Annotated in this window: 15 protein-coding genes; 10 read left to right on the forward strand and 5 right to left on the reverse strand. The window is 71.8% G+C overall.

The genetic code is table 11. From position 1 onward, the window contains the following. The first annotated feature begins 8 nt into the window (after nucleotides 1–8). From H5965_RS22105 to H5965_RS22125, 5 genes are read left to right on the forward strand one after another with little or no spacing between them, the layout of a single operon-like run. Entirely contained in the window at nucleotides 9–1,343 is a 1,335-nt protein-coding gene (locus H5965_RS22105) for a hypothetical protein (protein ID WP_310971943.1), read from the forward strand. Between the two features lie 15 nt (nucleotides 1,344–1,358). After that, the gene (locus H5965_RS22110) at nucleotides 1,359–2,033 is read left to right on the forward strand and encodes a cyclase family protein (RefSeq protein WP_310971944.1); all 675 of its coding nucleotides are present in this window, start codon (nucleotides 1,359–1,361) and stop codon (nucleotides 2,031–2,033) included. Next, nucleotides 2,026–3,183 (forward strand): DUF362 domain-containing protein, encoded by a 1,158-nt coding sequence (locus H5965_RS22115; protein WP_310971945.1) that lies wholly within the window; start codon nucleotides 2,026–2,028, stop codon nucleotides 3,181–3,183. Before H5965_RS22110 ends, H5965_RS22115 begins: the two co-directional genes overlap by 8 nt. Then, on the forward strand, nucleotides 3,180–4,520 hold the full coding sequence (locus H5965_RS22120; protein ID WP_310971946.1) for an anthranilate synthase component I family protein: 1,341 nt from the start codon (nucleotides 3,180–3,182) through the stop codon (nucleotides 4,518–4,520). The genes H5965_RS22115 and H5965_RS22120 overlap by 4 nt, the downstream gene beginning before the upstream one ends. Then, the gene (locus H5965_RS22125; RefSeq protein ID WP_310971947.1) at nucleotides 4,517–5,098 is read left to right on the forward strand and encodes an aminodeoxychorismate/anthranilate synthase component II; all 582 of its coding nucleotides are present in this window, start codon (nucleotides 4,517–4,519) and stop codon (nucleotides 5,096–5,098) included. The genes H5965_RS22120 and H5965_RS22125 overlap by 4 nt, the downstream gene beginning before the upstream one ends. Before the next feature lie 67 nt (nucleotides 5,099–5,165). On the opposite strand, the gene H5965_RS22130 is transcribed toward H5965_RS22125, so the two are convergent. Both H5965_RS22130 and H5965_RS22135 read right to left on the reverse strand, forming a co-directional pair. Beyond that, nucleotides 5,166–7,766, reverse strand: a complete 2,601-nt coding sequence (locus H5965_RS22130; RefSeq protein ID WP_310971948.1) for a hypothetical protein — start codon at nucleotides 7,764–7,766, stop codon at nucleotides 5,166–5,168. Nucleotides 7,767–7,831: 65 nt separating this feature from the next. Beyond that, the gene (locus H5965_RS22135) at nucleotides 7,832–9,286 is read right to left on the reverse strand and encodes a cellulose binding domain-containing protein (protein WP_310971949.1); all 1,455 of its coding nucleotides are present in this window, start codon (nucleotides 9,284–9,286) and stop codon (nucleotides 7,832–7,834) included. 167 nt (nucleotides 9,287–9,453) lie between these two features. Here H5965_RS22135 and H5965_RS22140 point away from each other — a divergent pair, with 167 nt between their 5' ends. Next, nucleotides 9,454–9,954, forward strand: a complete 501-nt coding sequence (locus H5965_RS22140; RefSeq protein ID WP_310971950.1) for a SigE family RNA polymerase sigma factor — start codon at nucleotides 9,454–9,456, stop codon at nucleotides 9,952–9,954. Further along, nucleotides 9,954–10,997 (forward strand): hypothetical protein, encoded by a 1,044-nt coding sequence (locus H5965_RS22145; protein ID WP_310971951.1) that lies wholly within the window; start codon nucleotides 9,954–9,956, stop codon nucleotides 10,995–10,997. The genes H5965_RS22140 and H5965_RS22145 overlap by 1 nt, the downstream gene beginning before the upstream one ends. A gap of 182 nt (nucleotides 10,998–11,179) precedes the next feature. On the opposite strand, the gene H5965_RS22150 is transcribed toward H5965_RS22145, so the two are convergent. Then, nucleotides 11,180–12,310 (reverse strand): cytochrome P450, encoded by a 1,131-nt coding sequence (locus H5965_RS22150; RefSeq protein ID WP_310971952.1) that lies wholly within the window; start codon nucleotides 12,308–12,310, stop codon nucleotides 11,180–11,182. Nucleotides 12,311–12,319: 9 nt separating this feature from the next. Continuing rightward, complete coding sequence (locus H5965_RS22155; protein WP_310971953.1) at nucleotides 12,320–12,838, reverse strand: helix-turn-helix domain-containing protein; 519 nt, start codon at nucleotides 12,836–12,838, stop codon at nucleotides 12,320–12,322. A 53-nt stretch (nucleotides 12,839–12,891) separates the two neighbouring features. Between H5965_RS22155 and H5965_RS22160 the strand changes: the two genes are divergently transcribed. Both H5965_RS22160 and H5965_RS22165 read left to right on the forward strand, forming a co-directional pair. Beyond that, entirely contained in the window at nucleotides 12,892–13,266 is a 375-nt protein-coding gene (locus tag H5965_RS22160) for a MerR family transcriptional regulator (RefSeq protein WP_310971954.1), read from the forward strand. Nucleotides 13,267–13,364: 98 nt separating this feature from the next. Next, complete coding sequence (locus tag H5965_RS22165; RefSeq protein WP_310971955.1) at nucleotides 13,365–14,288, forward strand: NADP-dependent oxidoreductase; 924 nt, start codon at nucleotides 13,365–13,367, stop codon at nucleotides 14,286–14,288. Nucleotides 14,289–14,369: 81 nt separating this feature from the next. Here H5965_RS22165 and H5965_RS22170 read toward each other — a convergent pair whose 3' ends face one another. Beyond that, a complete protein-coding gene (locus H5965_RS22170) occupies nucleotides 14,370–15,851 on the reverse strand; it encodes a non-reducing end alpha-L-arabinofuranosidase family hydrolase (RefSeq protein WP_310971956.1) in 1,482 nt (493 codons plus the stop codon). A gap of 341 nt (nucleotides 15,852–16,192) precedes the next feature. On the opposite strand from H5965_RS22170, the gene H5965_RS22175 reads away from it, so the two are divergent. After that, nucleotides 16,193–18,640 carry a glycoside hydrolase family 3 N-terminal domain-containing protein gene (locus H5965_RS22175; RefSeq protein ID WP_310971957.1) on the forward strand — a complete coding sequence of 816 codons (2,448 nt, stop codon included), beginning with the start codon at nucleotides 16,193–16,195 and terminating at the stop codon, nucleotides 18,638–18,640. Nucleotides 18,641–18,666 lie beyond the last annotated feature (26 nt).

Raw genomic sequence — 18,666 nt, forward strand, 5'->3', positions numbered from 1 at the left:
AGGTAACCATGTCGGCACGGTCCGATCGGATCACCAAGGCCTACCTCGCCGCGTGCGCGGACCCGGAGAGCCCCTTGCGCCACGCCCGGGAGAGCCTGGAGCTGTCGGAAACCAAACGGCTCTCCTGGCCCCGGCTGCTGCCGCGGCCGGTCGTGGTCGACGAGGCGGAGTACCGCGCGTTCGGCCGGGACCTCGTCACGGTCTACGAGCTCGTCTGCGCCCTGCCGCGGCGGCTGTTCGACGGCGACTTCGACCGGTTCCGCCGGGCACTGGGCATCGACGACCGGCACGCCGCGCTGATGACCCGGCTGCTCGGCGAAGGACCGCCGCCGCTCTACGGCCGTGCCGACGTCTACTACGACGGCACGGCGTTCAAGCTGCTGGAGTACAACATCGGCAGCGCGCTCGGCGGCCTGGACATGGTGGGCACGCTGCCCAAGGCGTACCTGCGGGTCCCGGCGGTCGCCGAGTTCGCCGCCGAGCACGGCCTCGGGTTCCTGGACATGGGCTCCGACCTCGCCGCGGCGCTGCGCTCCGCGGGCAAGCCGATCGGCGCCGGCGAGCCGGTGGTCGCGATCGTCGAAGGCCCCGGCGGGATGACGACCTACGGCCACCAGCGCCGGGCGATCGCGGAACTGCTGGCGGAGAACGACGTCGAGTGCCGGGTCGGGGAGATCGGCGACCTGGAGTTCCGCTCCGGCAAGCCGTACCTCGACGGCACACCGGTCGACGTCATCCTGCGCTACTACGGCCTCGAGGAGATGCTGGCGCACCCGGACTGCGACGCGCTGCTGGAACCGGTGTTCCGCGCGCACGAGAACGGCCAGGTCGTCGTCTGGACCCCGACGAACGTGTTCAGCAACAAGGGCACCCTCGCCATGCTGTCGGAGTTCGCCGGCACCTTCGAGCCGGCCGAGCGGGCGGCGATCGAGCGCGTGCTGCCGTGGAGCCGGATGCTCGGCCGCCCCGGTGCCGGCCCGGACGCCGGCCGCATCGAGGAGTGCCTCGAGCGGCAGGACCGGCTGGTGTTCAAGCCGACCGGCCTGTACGGCGGCCAGGGCGTCGTCATCGGCCCGGAGGTCGACGCGGCGACCTGGCGGGAAACGCTCGAAGCCGGTTCGCGGACCGGCTCGCTGGTCCAGGAGATCGTCCGGCCCAACCTGGAGGCGGTGATCGACCCCGGCACCGGCGAGCGTTCCGAGTGGTACGCGCTGTGGGCGGCGTTCATGACGCCGACGGGGCTGTCCGGCGGCGGCGTGCGCGCCATCCCGCCCGGCGGCACCACGGTCATCACGATGATCAACAACCCCGACGTCCGCAACACCTGTCTCGTCACCTGCTGAGCAAGGAGAACCCCGGTGCCCCGATTCGTCGACCTCACGCACGGCTTCTACGACGGAATGCCGTCCTACCCCGCCGACTGGTTCCCGAAGTTCGTCAGCGAACGCTCGATGACCCCGGAGACCGACCCGTACGGCACCAAGCGCACGTTCTCCTACCTGCACGTGTTCCCGCACAACGGGACGCACATGGAGTACAAGCTGCACTTCTTCCCCGGCACCGAAGGCATCGACGAGGTGCCCCTCGAGACGCTGATCGGCCGGGCCTGCGTCGCCGACCTGTCCTTCAAGGGCGAACTCGACGAAGTGACCGGCGAAGACCTCGAGAAGACGCTGCGGGCCGTGTGGCAGCCCGGCGACCGGCTCCTCATCCGCACCGACTACCTGCGGCACAACTGGGGCCGGCCCGACTACTGGGACCGCCCGCCGTACCTGACGCCCTCGGCCGCGCGGTGGGCCATCGACAACGGCGCCTGCCTCATCGGGTTCGACTGCCTCACCGAACGGCCCGGCGACGCGGAGTCCCCGGTGCACCACGCGCTGCTCGCCGCCGGCATCCCGCTGCTGGAGTACGTGACCAACCTGCACGAGCTGACCCGCCCGGTCGTCCAGCTGATCGCGCTGCCGACCAAGGTGGCGGGCGCCGAGGCCGCCCCGGCGCGCGTCATCGCGGTGGAGGACACCGATGACTGAGGCGGTCGCCCTCACGGCCGTCGGTGAAGACGCCGACGTGCCGGCCGGCCTGGACCGGCTCCTGGGCCTGCTCGGCGACCCCCTGTCCGGGTTGCCGGCCGGCGCGGAGGTGCTGATCAAGCCGAACCTCTTCCAGACGGCACCCGAGTTCCACGTGCGGCCGGCACTGCTGGCCGCGATCGCCCGCGTGGTCGCCGAGCACGGGGCGCGTCCGGTGATCGCCGAACGCACGCACGCCATCTACGAAATCCTGGGCGACCACGAGGCCGCGAAGTACGCCCGGGTCGTCAGCTTCGACGACCTGCCGCTGCGCATCACCGGCATCCCGGAGGCGACGTCGCTGCGGGTGCCGATCGCCGTGCCCGAGCTGATCCTGGACTGCGACTACTTCATCGGCGTCCCGCAGCTGCGCACGCACGCGAGCGTCGTCTACTCGAACGCGATGAAGAACCTGGTGGGGCTGTTGCCCGGGTACACGACCCGGATCGTGCACATGGCGGGGGTCGACGAGTCCACTGTGGACCTGAACCTGATGCGCCCGCAGGACCTGGTGGTGTGCGACGGGACCACGGTGATCGAGGGCAACTACCCGATGGACGGGCAGGCCCGTGAGGCCGGGTTCCTCGCCGCGAGCCGCAACGCCGTCGCGCTCGACGTCGCCGTCGGCACGCTGGCCGGCTTCGACCCGGACAGCGTCGCCTACCTGCGGGACGCGCACTCCCGCGGGATGGGGCCGCTGTCCCTGGACGACATCGAGCTGCTCGGGACCCCGCTCGAGGACCTGGCGTTCGACATGGTGAAGGCGCCGGTCGAGATCGTCGTGCCGCGCGAAGGGATCCACGTCTACGCCGAGAACGCCTGCCCGGCGTGCAGCCGGTTCGTCGCCGGGGCGATGAAAGCGCTGGCCGGCGAGCTGTGCGAGTGGGACGGGGAGCTGACGGTCATTTCCGGGCCCCAGGTCGAGGTGCCACCCTTGCGCGGGGAAGTGGTGCTCGTCGGCAACTGCCTGTACGAAAGCCGGGATCTGGGTATCTTCGTCGAAGGCTGCCCGCCGCGGGCGATCCAGCTCGCCGCGTTCCGCTACGCCATGGGCAAGCCCGTCGGCGCCCACGAGCGGACGCAGTTCCGGGTGCCGGCGGGCGCGCGATGATCACGTCCGCGCTGTCGCCCGGAGCCCGGCTGCACCGCCACGTCGTCCCGCTGGTGTCCCCGGTGGACCCGGTGGCGGCCGCGGCGGCGTTGCGTCCGGCGGGGCGCGTCATGCTCACCGCCGGGCCGGGCGGCCGGGACGCGGTGCTGGCCGCGGGCGAGCTCGCCGTCCTGTCGCACCCCGGCGGTGACGGGCCCGCCCCGCTCACCGCGGCGGTGGACCTGCTGGCCGGGCTGGACCTGCCGCCGGACCTGGCCGACGCCGAGGCGGCCTGGTACGGCTTCCTGGCCTACGACGCCGCGCGCGACTTCGAGCGGCTGCCCAGCCGTCACCCGTCGGGCGGGCGTCCGGTGTACGAGTTCTTCCTGCCCGAGGTGCTGGTCACCGAGGAGCGGGTGATCGGCCGCGGCACGACACCCGCGGCCGCGCGCAAGGCGGCCGAGCTCGTCGCCCGCACGCTCGACCGGCTCGTCGTGGCCCCGCTCGGGGCGGTCGCGGTGGGCACCGGGAAGTTCGGCTTCGGTTACGACGAGTACGTCGACGCCGTACGGCGCGCGCAGCGGCACATCCTCGACGGCGACGTCTTCCAGCTGGTGTTGTCCAACGCCTGGACCGCACCGGCCACAGTGGACGGTTTGGCTGTCTACAAGCGACTTACGGAGATCAACCCGTCGCCGTACCACTTCTGGTACGGTGGGCCGGAGTTCGAGGCCATGGGGGCGTCGCCCGAGCCGTGCCTGACGCTCTCGGACGGGCGGGCGCTGATCCGCCCGCTGGCCGGCACCCGGCCGCGGGGCCGCGACGGCCACGCCGACCGGCTCGCCGAGGACGACCTGCGTTCGTCGGTGAAGGAGCTGGCCGAGCACCGGATGCTGGTCGACCTCGCCCGCAACGACCTCGGCCGGGTCTGCCGCCCCGGCAGCGTGTCGGTGGAACGGCTGCTGGCCGTCGAGCGGTACTCGCACGTCATGCACCTGACGTCGGACGTCCGGGGCGAGCCGTCGGAGGGGCGTGGCACCGCCGAGCTGATCCGGGCGACGTTCCCGGCGGGGACCATGACCGGGACGCCGAAGGTGCGAGCGATGGAGCTCATCGATGCCCTGGAGCCGCGTCGGCGCTGGCTGTATTCGGGCGCGGTCGGCTCGTTCGGGGTGTCCCACGTGGACCTCTACCTGACGATCCGCAGCATGGTGTGGGTCGACGGCGAGGTCCGGCTGCAGGCCGGCGGCGGCATCGTCCACGACTCCGACCCGGCCGAGGAGTACGCGGAGTGCCTCGCGAAGCTCGGGTCCGGCGCCCGGGCGCTCGGGGTGACGGTGGAAGGGGCGGCGGCATGATCTGCGTGCTCGACAACTACGACTCGTTCGTCTACAACCTGGTGCAGTACCTGGGAAATCTCGGCGCGGAGTGCGAGGTCCACCGCAACGACGAGATCTCGGTGGCCGACGTCGCCGCGCTCGAGCCGGACCTGGTGCTGATCTCACCCGGCCCCGGCGACCCGGCGGACGCGGGCATCTCGGTGGATCTGGTCCGCAGCCTGGCCGGGCGGGTGCCGATCCTCGGAGTGTGCTTGGGCCACCAGGCGATCGGCGCGGCGTTCGGGGCCCGGATCATCCACGCGGGGGAGCCGATGCACGGCAAGTGCACACCCCTGACCCACGACGGCCGCGGTGTCTTCGCGGGCTTGCGCACCCCGCTGACGGTGGCCCGCTACCACTCCCTGGTGATCGACCCGGCTTCGCTGCCGGCCGATTTGGAGGTGACGGCCTGGTCGCCGTCCGGGGAGGTCATGGGCGTCCGGCACCGCGAGTTCCCGATCGAAGGCGTCCAGTTCCACCCGGAGTCCCTGTTCACCGAGGAGGGCGTGGCGATGGTGGCGAACGCGATGCGCTCACGCAGCCTGGTGCACGGTTGAGTCTCATGGCCGCGGTCGAACCTGCGGCCCCGCTCCCCGGGGGGAGCGGGGCCGCAGGCTCACGCGGTCAGTGGACGTACACCGAGTACCCGATGCCGCCCGACCTGGTGCCGTCCGCCGTGTTGCCTCGGACGAACACCGCGTAGGTGCCTCGCTCGGGCGGGGTCCACGTCATCGTCCCCGCGCCCGCGCCGTCCGCCGGCACGGTGGTCTCCGCGGTCTCCACACCCCGGTCGTTCCGGATCGAGTACGTGTACGAGACGATGCCCGGCATGCCCGGCGTGAAGGTGAACGTCCCCGGCACACCGGCACCGCCCGACCACACGCCCTCCGGGTATTCCCGAGACGACACGTACGGCGCGCTCAACACGTTGAAGTAGTACGTGCTCTCCTGCGACGACACCTGGCCGGCCGTCACCGTGCGCACCCGCAGGTTGTGGGAGGCCCAGCCGTCCGGGGGGAGCGGGGGAGTCCAGGGCAGCGCGGCGCGTCCGTTCTCGGCGGCCAGCTGCTGGAACGGACCCCAGTCGAACGAGTACTCGAACGTCACCGCGCCCGGCTGGCGGGCTTCGAACGCGAAGGTCCCGGGGAACACCCGGGCGTTCGGCTGGAACTCCTTCGAGGTCACCGTCGGCCCGTTCGTCACCGTCCAGGTGATGTTGTCCGTCGACGACCACACACCCGCCGTGTTCCTTGCCCGTACCAGCATCTCGTAGTCGCCGATCTTCGGCGGGGTGTAGCTCACCGTCGCGGTGGTCCCGCTGACCGGCACGGTCCACCTGGTCGCCGGGTCCGCCGCCAGCCAGTACTCGAACTCCACCGCATTCGGCATCGGGGTGGTGAACGTGAACGTGGTGGCCCGGCCCTCCGTCCCGATGTCGCCCTGGTAGCCGATCTCCGGCCGCCAGGTGTTGAGCGACAGCCGTTTCTCCGCCACCGGGGACAGCCCGCCGGACGCGTCGCGGGCCTGGACCCGCAGCAGGGTCTGGTCGGCCGAGGTGAACTCGACCGGCAGCGCGGCGGTTCCGTCGGCCTTCGCCTTGACCGTCCACTTCGTACTCTCGGCACTGGCGAACCAGTAGTCGTACTCGGCGACGTGCGGCATTCTCGGGGCTGCCGTGTACGTGGCCGAGGTGCCCAGGTCGACGTTCTCGGGCCCGCTCACCACCGGTGAAGCATCGACGAAGAATCGGTACTCCCGCTCCGGCGACTTCCCGCCCGAGGCGTCCGTGCTGCGGACGAACAGCACGTGCTCACCGCCGGTGGCCGGTGTGATCGTCACCTCGGCGACGCCACCCTGGCCGGCTGGGACCGTGGCGGACGCGCCGCCGTCCAGCCGGTGGTCGTACGCCACGACGTTCGGCATCCCCGGCGCGAAGCGGAACACGCCCGGCACGCCGATGCCGCCGTCCGGGCCGCCCTGCGGCGGGTAGCGGTCGGACGTGACCGTCGGCCGCGTCTCCTTGACGATGAACGTGTAGTAGGTGCTCAGCGAGAGGTTGCCCGCCCGGTCCCACGCCCGCACGACCACCGACTGCCAGCCGGCGGCCGTCGGTGTGAAGTCGACGGTGGCCTTGCCGTCGGGGCCGGCAGCGATCTCCCGCGTGTTCCCGCCGAAGTTGTAGTCGTACTTCGCGACGTCGGAGGATCCGTTGGGGGAGAAGGTGAAGGTGCCCGCCACCCCGATCCCGCCGCCCTCGGCGCCCGCCGGGTACGTCGTGGAGACGACGGCAGGCGCGTCGGGGTCCGTGTTGTCCACGGTGAACCGGCACGGGCCGGCCGTGGCCGACTTCGCCCCCCAGCTGTCCTGGGCGTACACCTCCCACGCGTAGGTGCCGTCGGCGAGGTCGGAGGTGTCCGGGTACGCCGTGGCGGGGTCGCCCCACCCGGCGCCCGTGTGCCGTTGCGCCGGGTTCGCCACCGGCCACCACGTGAACTGCCCGGACGTCAGGTCGCCGTTCGGGTCGGACACCTTCGCGCTCAGCTTCAGCTGCCAGCTCGCGAGCGCTCCGGTGCCGTTCTTGGCACAGGGTGCGTCGTTGGCGCGGAGATCGGTCGGCTTCGCGGGCGGCGCGTTGTCGACGACCCGCAGCGTCGGCGGAGCCTCGATCAGCCGGTAGAACGCCGGGTCTGCCTCGTGGGCTTCGGCGACGCGGAAGCCCAGCGTGAGGTGACGCGCTTTGTGGGCGACCGCGTCCCGCACCGCGGAGGTGACGTCGAACGTGGCGTGATTGTCGATGCAGGTGCCGTCGCCACCCCTGGACGCCACCCGGGTCTGCTCCGCCGGCCGGTTCTGCCAGGCCGACTGCTGGGTGTAGGCGGAGGTCCGCCACACCTCGGTGGCGCGGCTGTCGCAGTCGACGTAGTGCGTCTCACCGGCCGACAGCAGCACCGTCGTGAACGGCGCACCCCGCAACGAGCTCAGGTCGAAGTCCACATACGAGCGTTGGCGGTGCGGTGTGGTGTCCCAGGTGCCGATCGGCAGGCGGTCGCCCGGCTTGAAGTAGGTGGTCGTCGGTGCCGCCGAGTCGACGTAACCCCAGGACGTCGCGGCCAACGTCACCTCGGAACGTTGTTGACCAGGCGTTTCCGCTGCCGCGATCGCGCTGTCGGTGACAGTGAGCGCGAGCGCGACGGTGAGCAACGTCAGCGATCTTCGTAAGGTCATGCCGGTCCTCCCTGTTTCCCTGCATGCGGGAGGTACACGCCTGAACGGGAGGATTGGTTGCCGGCTCACCACGTGAGCGGGAGGGCGGCGATGTAGTCGGTGAGCAGCCCGGAGATGATGCGGTGGTCGGTGCGGGAGAAGTGCCAGTCGCACCCGAGGTGGTCCAGGCGCGGGTCGTCGAAGTTCCAGAACCGGACCCGGCTGTCGCCGCGGGCGTTGCGGTCGGTGACGACCTGCCGGGCCTGGGCGGCGAACAGGTTCGTCGCGCCGACGACGATGATCGTGCCGGTGCCGTACTGCGCGCGGAGCTTGTCGAGGAAACCCTGGTACGCGGTCTGGTAGGCGGCGATCAGGCTGTCGGCGGTCCACGGCTCACCGGAGTGCAGCGCCGTGCTGAAGTCGTTGGTGCCCAAGGCGACCACGACCAGCTGCGGCCGCCAGGTGGCGGGGTTGTGCCACACGTCGCCGGAAACGTTCTGCAGGGTGCGGTCGTAGTAGGTGCGGAAGTCGGTCCCTGGGTCGCCGCCGTTGTAGTTGCGGACCATGCCGCGGCCGGAGTACGCGTTGACCTGGTAATCGGCGTTCAGGCCGTGGGCGGTGAGGGCGCCGTAGCTGATGTCGGTGTTCGTGTTGCGGTCGATCCCGCCGTTGGCCGAGCAGTCGCGGGTGGTGGAGAGGTCGCCGTAGCCCGCGGTCAGGGAGTCGCCGATGAACTCGATCTGCCGGGTGCGGGCGGCGGGTTTCGCGAGGATCTCACCGCCGGGTGCCGCGGCGAAACCGTCGAACTCGCCGGCGACCCACGGGCTTTCGGTGCGTTTGACCAGCCGCACGTTGTGTTCGGCGTCGGTCAGCCCCCGGATCTGGCGCGTGGTGCGGCCCGGGGTGACCAGCGTGGCGACCGTGGTGCCGTCGACCTGGATGTCGTAGTCGTTCTGGGTGTCATTGAGCCGGACGTCGACGCCGGTGCCGCGGAAGCGGCCTTCGAAGGAGGTGCCGGGCCAGGTGTACTGCGCGGCACCGGCCGTGGTCTTCACCCGGCCCACCGTGTACGCCCCGGCCAGCGGGTCCGCCGGCGGTGGCGACGTGGTCGTCGTCGGGGGGACGGGACCGTTGCACGGGGTGCCGTTGACGGCGAACCCGGTGGGGACGGGGTTGGCGGAGGTCCACGAGCCGGTGAACCCGAACCGGGTGCTCGCGCCGGTGCCGAGGGAGCCGTTCCAGGCGGCGTTGCCGACGGTCACCCGGTCGCCGGACTGGGCGATCGTGCCGTTCCAGAGCTGGGTGACGCGCTGGCCGGCGGGGAACGTCCAGGTCAGCTGCCAGCTGGCGACCGGGTCGCCGAGATTGGTGACGTCGACGTCCGCGCTGAAGCCGCCCTGCCACTGTCCGGCGATCGCGTAGTCGACCCGGCAGCCCGTCGCGGCGCGGGCGGCGGGAACCGCGCCGACGGTGACGGCGGCGGCCGCAACGGCCAGGACACCGGCGACGGCGGCCGGCCGGGATCGGCGGGTGGTGTGCATCTGCGTTCCTCCGAGAACAGGCAGCGGATGGGACGGGCCGGTTCTGGAAGCGCTCTCAGGGTGAGCTTATCCGCTGCGCCGTCGAACCTGAATGCCTCGGTCAGCCGAAACGCGGAAAGTTCCGCGTGGCGGTACACGGATCGTGCGCGGGAGCAGTCTTCGTAGTGATGGCTGACTACGAAGACTTCGTCCGGGCACACCTGCCGCGGTTGCTGCGCTACGCGACGATGCTGGCCGGGGAGCGCGAGCAGGCCGCCGACCTGGTGCAGGACGTGCTGGTCAAGGTGTACCGGCGGTGGTCGCGGATCAGCGACGCCGAGCACCCCGACCGGTACGTCCTGCGGATGGTGACCAACGACTACCTGTCCTGGCGGCGCAGCCGGTCGGCGCGGCTGATCGCCGTGGGCGACCCGCCGGACGAGGCGCGGCCGGACGACTTCGCGTCGGACCACGCGGCACGTGAGGACATGTGGCAGCGCCTGGCGCGGTTGCCCCGGCGCCAGCGCGCGGTCGTCGTGCTCCGGTACTACGAGCAGCTCCCCGACGCCGACATCGCCGACCTGCTCGGCTGCGCCCAGGCCACCGTGCGGGCCCACTCCCGCAAGGCCCTGACCACCCTGAGACACGGCCTGAGCCTCGACCGGATGGCCCAGGCCAAGGAGAGCTGATGGAGATCGAGAACTTGATCAAGGACACCTTCGCCGCCCACGAACACGACGTCCCCGACACCGACCGGGTGCTGGCGGCCACGCGGGAGCGCCTCGACCGGCGGCGCGCCGTGGTGAGCCGTCCGCTTGCGGCCGGTGCCGCGGTGGTCCTGCTCGCGCTGGGCGCGGTCGCCGTCGTCGCGCTGAACCGATCCGAGCCGGACGACCGGGTGGCCACGGGCACCGGCCCGAGCAGCGCTCCGGCCGCTGCCGAGGCGCCGGCCAAGCCCGGCATCGGCGAGCTGGCCATGCCCTACTCGCTCGGCTGGCTGCCGCCGGGCAAGGCCGGCTACCTGGTGCGCCGGATCAACATCGGGGGCAGCGCGGCGAACCCCGACCAGCCGGTCTACGGCGGCGAGTACATGCTGACCGTCACGTCCGGGCCTCAGGTCCTGCTCGTGGACGTCCAGGAAATGCGGTCGATGCCGATCAGCGGCGCCGCCTTCAAGTCCGGTCCGGGCCGGCCCGTCACCATCGGCGGGCGCGCGGGGGTGGAGAGCTCGAACTCCGGCGGCCCGGGCGGCTACGAGGTGTACCTGACCCACCCCGCCGGCGGCTCGCTGTACGTCAACGTGGCCGCGCAGCCGGGCAGCACGGCGTCGGCGCAGCAGCTGACCGACGCGGGCCGCCGCGTCGCGGAGAACGTCACCTTCCCCGGCACGACCACCGTCGCCCCGGCGTTCGGCCTCGGCAAGCTGCCCGACGGCCGGCGGATGTGCACGTTCGACATCGAGGAGCACGGCCCGGGCGGGGCGCGCACGAGCTACTCGGTGGGCACGTGCAGCACCCTGCCGCCGATCCAGGTGCGCAGCGACGAGGCCGACCGGGTGCGCGGCACCGCGGGCGAACGGGTCCAGGGGCACGAAACCCGCTACGAGGAGGAAAAGGGCTACCACACGCTGTGGATCCTCAAGGCCGTCCACGGCGCACCGATCGCCATCGCGGGCCCCGGCCCGCGGGCGGAACTGTACGCCATCGCCGAGCACCTCGTCCTGCCCCGCTGAGCGGCCGCGGGTCCTCTTCGGACAGACCGAGGAGGACCCGCGCTCCGTTCGGGGGACGGGGAAGCCGCTGCCGAAGCAGCCCGTGTGGTCCTGCACGTTGCGGCCTACGTCGGGGCAGGTCGGGGGTGCGAGCGGACGCAGCGCAAGCTCTGGCGCTGTGTCACCTTGCCCCGAGGCGGGCGTCACCACCGGAGGGGCACCGCCGCCGGGCCGTGCAGGGACACGAACATCCGCCTCCACTCGAGCTCGCCGACCGGCACCGCCAGGTGCAGCTCCGGCGCCGCCGACAGCAACGCCGTCACTCCGGCTCGCAGCTCCGACCGGGCCAGGGCCGCGCCGAGGCAGTGGTGCGGGCCGTGGCCGAAAGCCAGGTGCCCCGGCTCCCGTGCCGGATCCACCCGCTCCGGGGCGGGGAATCGGCGGGTGTCGTGGTTGCCCGCCCGCAAGGCCCCCAGCACGAAGTCGCCCGCGTGGATCGGGACGCCGCCGATCTCGGCGTCCTCGACCGCCACGCGGCCCTGGTCGGCGGCCGAGCCCGGGTCCTGGCGCAGCAATTCCTCCAGCACCGCCGGGATCGAGGCCGGGTCGCGGGGGAGGGCCGGCTCGGCCGCCAGCCGCAGCACCGCCGTGGCCAGGGCGTTGGCCGCCGGGACGTAGCCGGCGATCAGGATCGCGAACGCCAGCTGCGTGACCTCCTCCGGGCTCACCTCCGCCTGGAGGAGCCCGGTCAGCAGGTCCTCGCCCGGTGTGCGCCGCTTCGCCTCGACGAGCTCGGCGAGGTACTCGCCCAGGTTCCGGGCCGCCTCGGCCATCTCCGCGTAGTCCGGTGCCGTGAACACCGCGACGACGCCGTCGGTCCACGACCGCAGGTCGTCCCGGGCCTCCGGTGGGACACCGAGGAGCTCGTTGAGCACCGCCAACGCGAACGGGACCGCGTAGCCGGCGAGCACATCGGCGGGCTGCCCCTGCGCGACGAACTTCTCGGCTGACTCCGCCGCGAGCGCCTCGACTCGGGGACGAAGCCGCTCCACCCGGCGCGGGGTCAGGGCCTGGGCTGCGGCGCGCCGCAGCCGGGCGTGTTCCGGGCCGGACATCGTGAAGAGCAGGCCACCGCCTTCGGTCGCGGGCGTGCCGGGCAGCCACGGCCGGAACCGCGGATCGGTCAGCAGCGCGCGGATGTCGGCGTAGCGCGTGACGAGCCAGGCGTCTTCGCCGGTCGCGAGGCGCACGCGGCCGACGGGCTCCTCGTCCTGCCGCCGGGCGAACTCGGCCGGGCAGCGCAACGGTGCCGCGTCCGCGAACGGGTAGTGCATGGGATCCCCCTACTTTTCCGGTTCACCGGCCGCTTTCCGGGCCAGTGAGTGCAATGGCACGAGCGTGGCTTCGCCGGTCACGCCGAGCGCGCGTGCGGTGAGCAGCCGGTACAGCTCGTCGGCGGCTTCGACCAGCCGCGCGGCCCGCGGTGCGACCGATTCCGCGTCGGGCTCCGCCTCGGCGAGGGCCGCGGCGAGCACCTCCTCGGCGTCACGGCGCTGGCGCTCGGCCACCGCCTCGACCAGTCCGGCCACCGGGGTGACGAGCGTGCGCCGCCGGTCGGCCGGGTCCGGGCCGGTGTTCAGGGCGCCGCGCTCCCGCAGCTGGGCGACGGCGGCGGAGACGTGGCTCTGCGCGAAGCCGGTGCGTGCGGTGAGTTCGCTGATCGAGATGCCCGGCGCTTCGACGAGCACCGAGATGACCACCAGGTAGATCTCCGGCACCTCGGGATCGGCGTCGTCGCGCATGCCCCGGGCGGCGAGCTCCATCAGGTGCTTGCCGAGCAGGTACAGCTCACTCACCTTCACATCGGAAACGATACATCGATAGTGATGTAATTGCCACGGGTAGCCTCGCCGGTATGAGGATCGGGGAGCTGTCGCAGCGCACCGGCGTGAGTTCGCGGTCGCTGCGGTACTACGAACAGCAGGGCTTGCTGACCAGTGCCCGCTCCGACGCCGGGCAGCGGCACTATTCCGACGCCGAAGTGGAGCGCGTGGGGCTCATCCGGCAGCTGTTCGACGCGGGGATGTCCAGCCGGGTGATCGCGGCCGTGCTGCCGTGCGTGGAAACCCCGGGCGATCCGGACGTCGTCGAGGCGGCGTTCGCCACGATGGCGCGGGAACGCGACCGGATCGACGCCGAAATCGCCCGCCTGACCGAGGCCCGCAACGCACTGGACACCGTGATGGAGGCCAACCGGCGGCACCAGGCGGAGCTGGTGGCGCCGGTGTGACCTGCGCCTCGGGTGGTTGCCCCTGACACCGGTGTCAGCGGTGAGCATGGCCGCAGGGCCCGGAACCGCCGGGCCGGTCACCCGGAAGGCAGCAGGAAATGGGACAGGCGTGGGGTTTCGGCAGGCACGGCGGGCCTGAGGTGCAGGAGTTCTTCGAGCGGCCGGATCCCGTTCCCGGTCGCGGCGAGGTGCTGATCCGCGTCGACGTCGCCGGGGTGAACCCCCTCGACCACCTGGTGCGCGCGGGCGTGGTCCCCGGTCTCGACGGCGGACGGCCGTTCCCCCGCGTGCTGGGCATGGAGGCCGCGGGGACCGTGCTCGCCCTGGGCGAGGACGTCGACGGGCTCGAGGTCGGCGACGCGGTCTTCGGCTTCGCGCTCACCGGCGGCGGCACCTACGCCGAGACGACGGTGCTCTCGGCGCCGAACACCGCCCGCATCCCGGCGGGCCTGGCGGCCACGGTGGCGGCGACGCTGCCGGTGGCGGGGACGACCGCGGTGGACGCACTCGACCAGCTCGGGCTGCCGGCCGGCGCGGTAATCCTGGTGAACGGGGTCGGTGGCGGGGTCGGTCTCGCGGTCGCCCGGCTGGCCGCCGCGCGCGGGCTGCGGGTGCTCGGCACGGGCAGCGCCGCCAAGCGCGAGCAGGCCGAAGCGGCCGGGGCGCGGTTCGTCGACTACACCGCCGAAGACGTCGTCGCCACGGCACGCGAGCTGGTTCCGGACGGCTTCGACGGGATCGTCGACCTGGTGGGTGGCACCTCGCTGCGGACGGTCGCGCCGCTGGCCCGCGACCCCCGCAATGTGATCGCGGTGGGGGACATGTCGGTGCCCGAGCTCGGCGGGCGGTTCGTCGAGCGCCGCCTCGACCGCGAGAACCTGGAGCGGTCCGCCCGGCTGGCCCTGGACGGAGTGCTGGCCCCGGTGATCACGGCGGTCCACCCGCTTTCCGACGCCCCGGCCGGCCTGGCCGCCGTCGAGAACGGCCACGCCGCGGGGAAGGTCGTGATCAAGGTGGCGTGAGCTCCCCGCCGGCTGCGAGAATCCGGCGTGGCCGGGAGAGCGATCACGCTCTCCCGGCCGATCCGAGCCTGCCCGGTGGTGCTAGCGCTGCAGGGTCAGCACTCCCGGCTTGTAGGGCAGGAGGCCGTAGTCGACGCCGTCGGAGGCCGGGTCGCGGCCCTGGTAGAGGAACTGCAGGTTGCAGGGGTCGATGGTCTTGGTCTGGTCGGGGTTGGTGCGGACGAGGTCGCCGTGGCTGATGTCGTTGGTCCAGGTGGCACCGCTGTTGGCCTTGCCGGCGAAGGGGTTGCTTTCGGTGGCGGCCTGCGGGGTCCACGTGCCGCTCAGGCTGGTGGCGGTGAACGAGCGGAAGTAGCGGCGCTCGTTCGTGCCCCGCGCCTCGACGATCATGAGGTACTGGTTCTGGTCCTTGACCTTGTAGACCTCGGGCGCTTCGAACAGCTTCTGCGGGGTGTCGCTCATGATCTTCGTGTAGTTCGAGCCGAAGCTGCCCGGGAAGTTCCCGATGGGCATGGTGGCGCGGTAGATGCTGCCGTTGTCGTCGGCGAAGAACAGGTACATGTTCGTGCCGTCGCCGATGAGGGTCTGGTCGATCGGCGCCCCGCTGGGGAGGGTGCCGGTGAACAGCGTCTGCTGCGCGGACCAGGCGTTGGGGTTGGTGGGATCGCTCGACGTGCGGTAGGAGAACGTGTCGGGCCAGCCCCACTGGTAGGCGAGCACCCAGATGTTCTTGGGGGCGAAGTAGAACAGGGTCGGCGCGACGGCTCCGAAGGACATGGTGCTCTGGCTCGCGGTGGCCATGTCGGACCAGTTCGTGAACGGGCTGAAGCTCGTGGACTTCCAGGCCGATCCGGTGTCGTGCGTGGTCGCGTAGACGACGTGCTTGCCGTTGTACACGACGTTCGTGAAGTCCTTGAGGGAAACCCAGCCCTGCTTCGGGGTGGCCAGCGGGCCGGTCGAGCTCCAGCGGTAGGTCGAGGGCAGGGTGCAGGCGCTCGTGGCACCGCCGTCGACCTGGACGAGCTGCCACTGCTGGGCGGTGCCGGTGGAGCCGGTCTGCTGCACGGCGCCGGCGCCGTCGGCGGTCGAGGCACCCTGGATGTCGAGGGCTTTGCCGCTGTTGCGGTTCACCAGCCGGACGTACCCGCCGCCGGCGTCGGCCACGCTGAACTGCTGGTTGGCGCCGCCGTTGGCGGCCCACTGCACCACCGGCGCGCCGTCGGCGGTGGACGCGCCTTGGACGTCGGCGAGCTTGCCGGAGTGCCGCGCGCGCAGCTGGTAATTTCCGCCGCCGGTGTCGGTGAACTGGAACTGCTGGTTGGCGGCGTTGGTCCGGCTCCACTGGATGAGCCCGGCGCCGTCGGTGGTGGCGGCGCCGGTGACGTCGAGCGCCTTGCCGCTGTTGCGGTTGACCAGGACGTACCAGGCGGAGGTGTCCACCGTGGCGGCCGAAGCCGGGGTGGGGGCCACGGTGAGCAGCCCGGCGACGGCCGCCACCACGGCCGCGGCGGCCGGCCAGGGCCGGTGCCGCCACCTGGTGGCGCGCGCGATTCCGATCGACATGGGGATCGTTCCCTTCGTCGTTGAGGGGGACATGGAGATACTGTTAGCGCTAACATCGAGCGGCGCGCTGGGTGCCGGGGAAGGGGTGGCGGGAGGGGTAGGAGGTCGACCGGGGTGCGTCCGAACGCACCAGAGGACTGTGAACGACAACGTCCGCGGCGTCAAGACCGGACGCAGGTTTCGCCGGAACTCCGGCTCGACGCGGCGGAGCGAGCCGGGGTGGCGGTCACAGTAGACGGTCCCGGCCGCCGTTCGGCGGTTTTACCGCCTTGCGGAAGGTGCCTACGGTGCGCTCGCACCCATGCGGCCGGTCCGTGCCGACCACGGCTGAAGGAGGTCAGGTGTTCCGCAAACACAGACGCAGTACCCGCGCCACCGTCACGGTGCTCGCGGCGGCGGTCCTGCTCGCGGTTCCCGCGTTCGCCGCCAGTAGCAGTGCCGCCCCCGATCCCGGGCTCGCGCCCTGGATGGACGCGCGGCGCCCGGTGCCGGCGCGGGTGGAGGCGTTGCTGCACGTCATGACGCTGCCCGAGAAGGTCGGCCAGATGGACCAGCAGCTGGTCACCACGTTGACCGACCCGAACGGGACGACGTGCGGGAACAACGGATTCAACCTCCCCAATCCCGAATGCATGCGGAAAATCCTGATCGACGCCAACGTCGGCTCGATTCTCGCGGGCGGTACCGAAAATCCGGTCGACACCACCGGCAAGGGCGGGGTGGGCAACACCGGCTACGACTGGGCCACCGAGTACAACATCATCCAGCAGTACGCGATCAAGAATTCGCGCCTGCACCTCCCGGTGGTGTTCGGCGTCGACGCGGTGCACGGCTTCGGCCACCCGTGGCAGGCACCGCTGTTCCCGCAGTCCATCGGCATGGGCGCCACCTGGGACCCCGGGCTCGCCCGGGCCGGCGGCAAGGCGACCGCGGACGCCCTGCGCGCCACCGGCTGGACCTGGAACTTCGCCCCGGTCCAGGACATCGCGCGCGACAACCGGTGGGGCCGCACCTACGAGACGTGGGCCGAGCAACCGATCCTGTCGGCCGCGATGGGTGCCGCGAACATCAAGGGCATGCAGACGCCCGGAAAGCGCGGTGAACTGAACGTCAGCGCCACGGTCAAGCACTTCGCCGGCTACTCGCAGTCGATCAACGGCCACGACCGGGCCGAGGAACTGCTCCCGATGAACTACCTCCAGACGACGATCCTGCCGCCGTACGCGGCCGGGATCGACGCCGGCGCCGGGACGGTGATGGTCAACTCCGGGTCGATCAACGGCGTGCCCGCCACCGCGTCGCGCTACCTGCTGACCGACATCCTGCGCAACCAGATGCACTTCCAGGGCGTCGTGATCAGCGACTACCAGGACGTCACCGCGTTGCAGACCGCCTACCACATCGCGCCGGACCTGCCGGGCGCCATCGCCGCCGCCGTGAACGCGGGCGTCGACATGAGCATGCAGGTCTCCGACGCGGCCGGGTGGCAGGCCGCGATCCTGCAGGCCGTCGACACGGGCAAGATCTCGCGCGCGCGGATCGACCAGGCCGTGCGCCGCATCCTCACGCTGAAGTTCCAGCTCGGCCTGTTCGACCAGCCGTGCGTGGCCGACCCGGCGAAGCCGTGCGTCGACGCGAACGCCGCCAACGCCGCCGTCACGGCCGGCCGCGATCAGACGCTGAAGGCCGCGCGGGAGTCCATCACCTTGCTGCGCAACGAGAACAACGCGCTGCCGTTGCCCGCGGGCGCGAAGGTCGTGGTGACCGGCCCGAGCGCGGACTCGATGACCAACCAGCTCGGCGGCTGGAGCGTGAGCTGGCAGGGCGTGGCGGGTGCCGGGCACGTGTGCTGCATGGGCCCGGACAACCAGATCCCGCCGGGCACCACCGTGCTGAACGGCATCCGGGCCGCGAACCCGGCCGCGGTGTACGCGCCGGACCAGGCGAGCGCCGTCGCGGCCGCGGCGGACACCAGCGCCTACGTGGCGGTGGTGGGGGAGAAGGCCTACGCGGAAGGACTGGGCGACAACCCGGCGCCGGCCCTGGCGCCGGACCAGCAGGCTCTGATTTCGGCGCTGGAGGCGACCGGCAAGCCGGTGATCGTCGTGGTCGTCGCGGGCCGGCCGGTCGGGCTGGGCCCGGCCGCGAAGGCGAACGCGGTGCTGATGGCCTACCAGGGCAGCACGGAAGCCGGCACGGCCGTGGCGGATGTGTTGTTCGGCAAGGCGAACCCGGCGGGCAAGCTGCCGATCAGCTGGCCGTCCGACGCCCCGGCCGTCGGCGGTGACTTCGCCGGCACGGCCCCGTCCCCGCTGGGGGACCAGCCGAAGTTCTTCGACCAGCTGCCCAGCACGGCGTCCGGTCAGGGCAACGCGTACAACCCGCAGTTCCCGTTCGGGTACGGCCTGTCGTACACGAGTTTCACGCACACGAACCTGGCGGTGACACCGAAGATCGGCCGCGACGGCACGGCCACCGCGACGTTCACCGTCACCAACACCGGAACCCGCGCCGGCACCGACATCGTGCCGGTGTACGCGGCCCAGCCGGTGAGCCCGGTGGTGGTCCCGCCGCAACGGCTGGTCGGCTTCGCCCGGGTGACCCTCGACCCGGGCCGGTCCCAGGTCGTGCGCGTGTCCTTCCCGGCATCGGCGCTGGCCACGAGCGCCGGGGACATCAACGCGTCCGGCCCGCCGGTCGTGCTGCCGGGCAGTTATGTGTTGCAGCTGAACAAGAACAGCACGACACCGTACTCGGTCGACGTGTCGGCGCCGTTCGTGATCCAGTAGCGCCGGGGTTGGTTTGCGGGGCGGCG

This window comes from Amycolatopsis sp. 505 (assembly GCF_031625235.1).
Taxonomy (GTDB): Bacteria; Actinomycetota; Actinomycetes; order Mycobacteriales; family Pseudonocardiaceae; genus Amycolatopsis.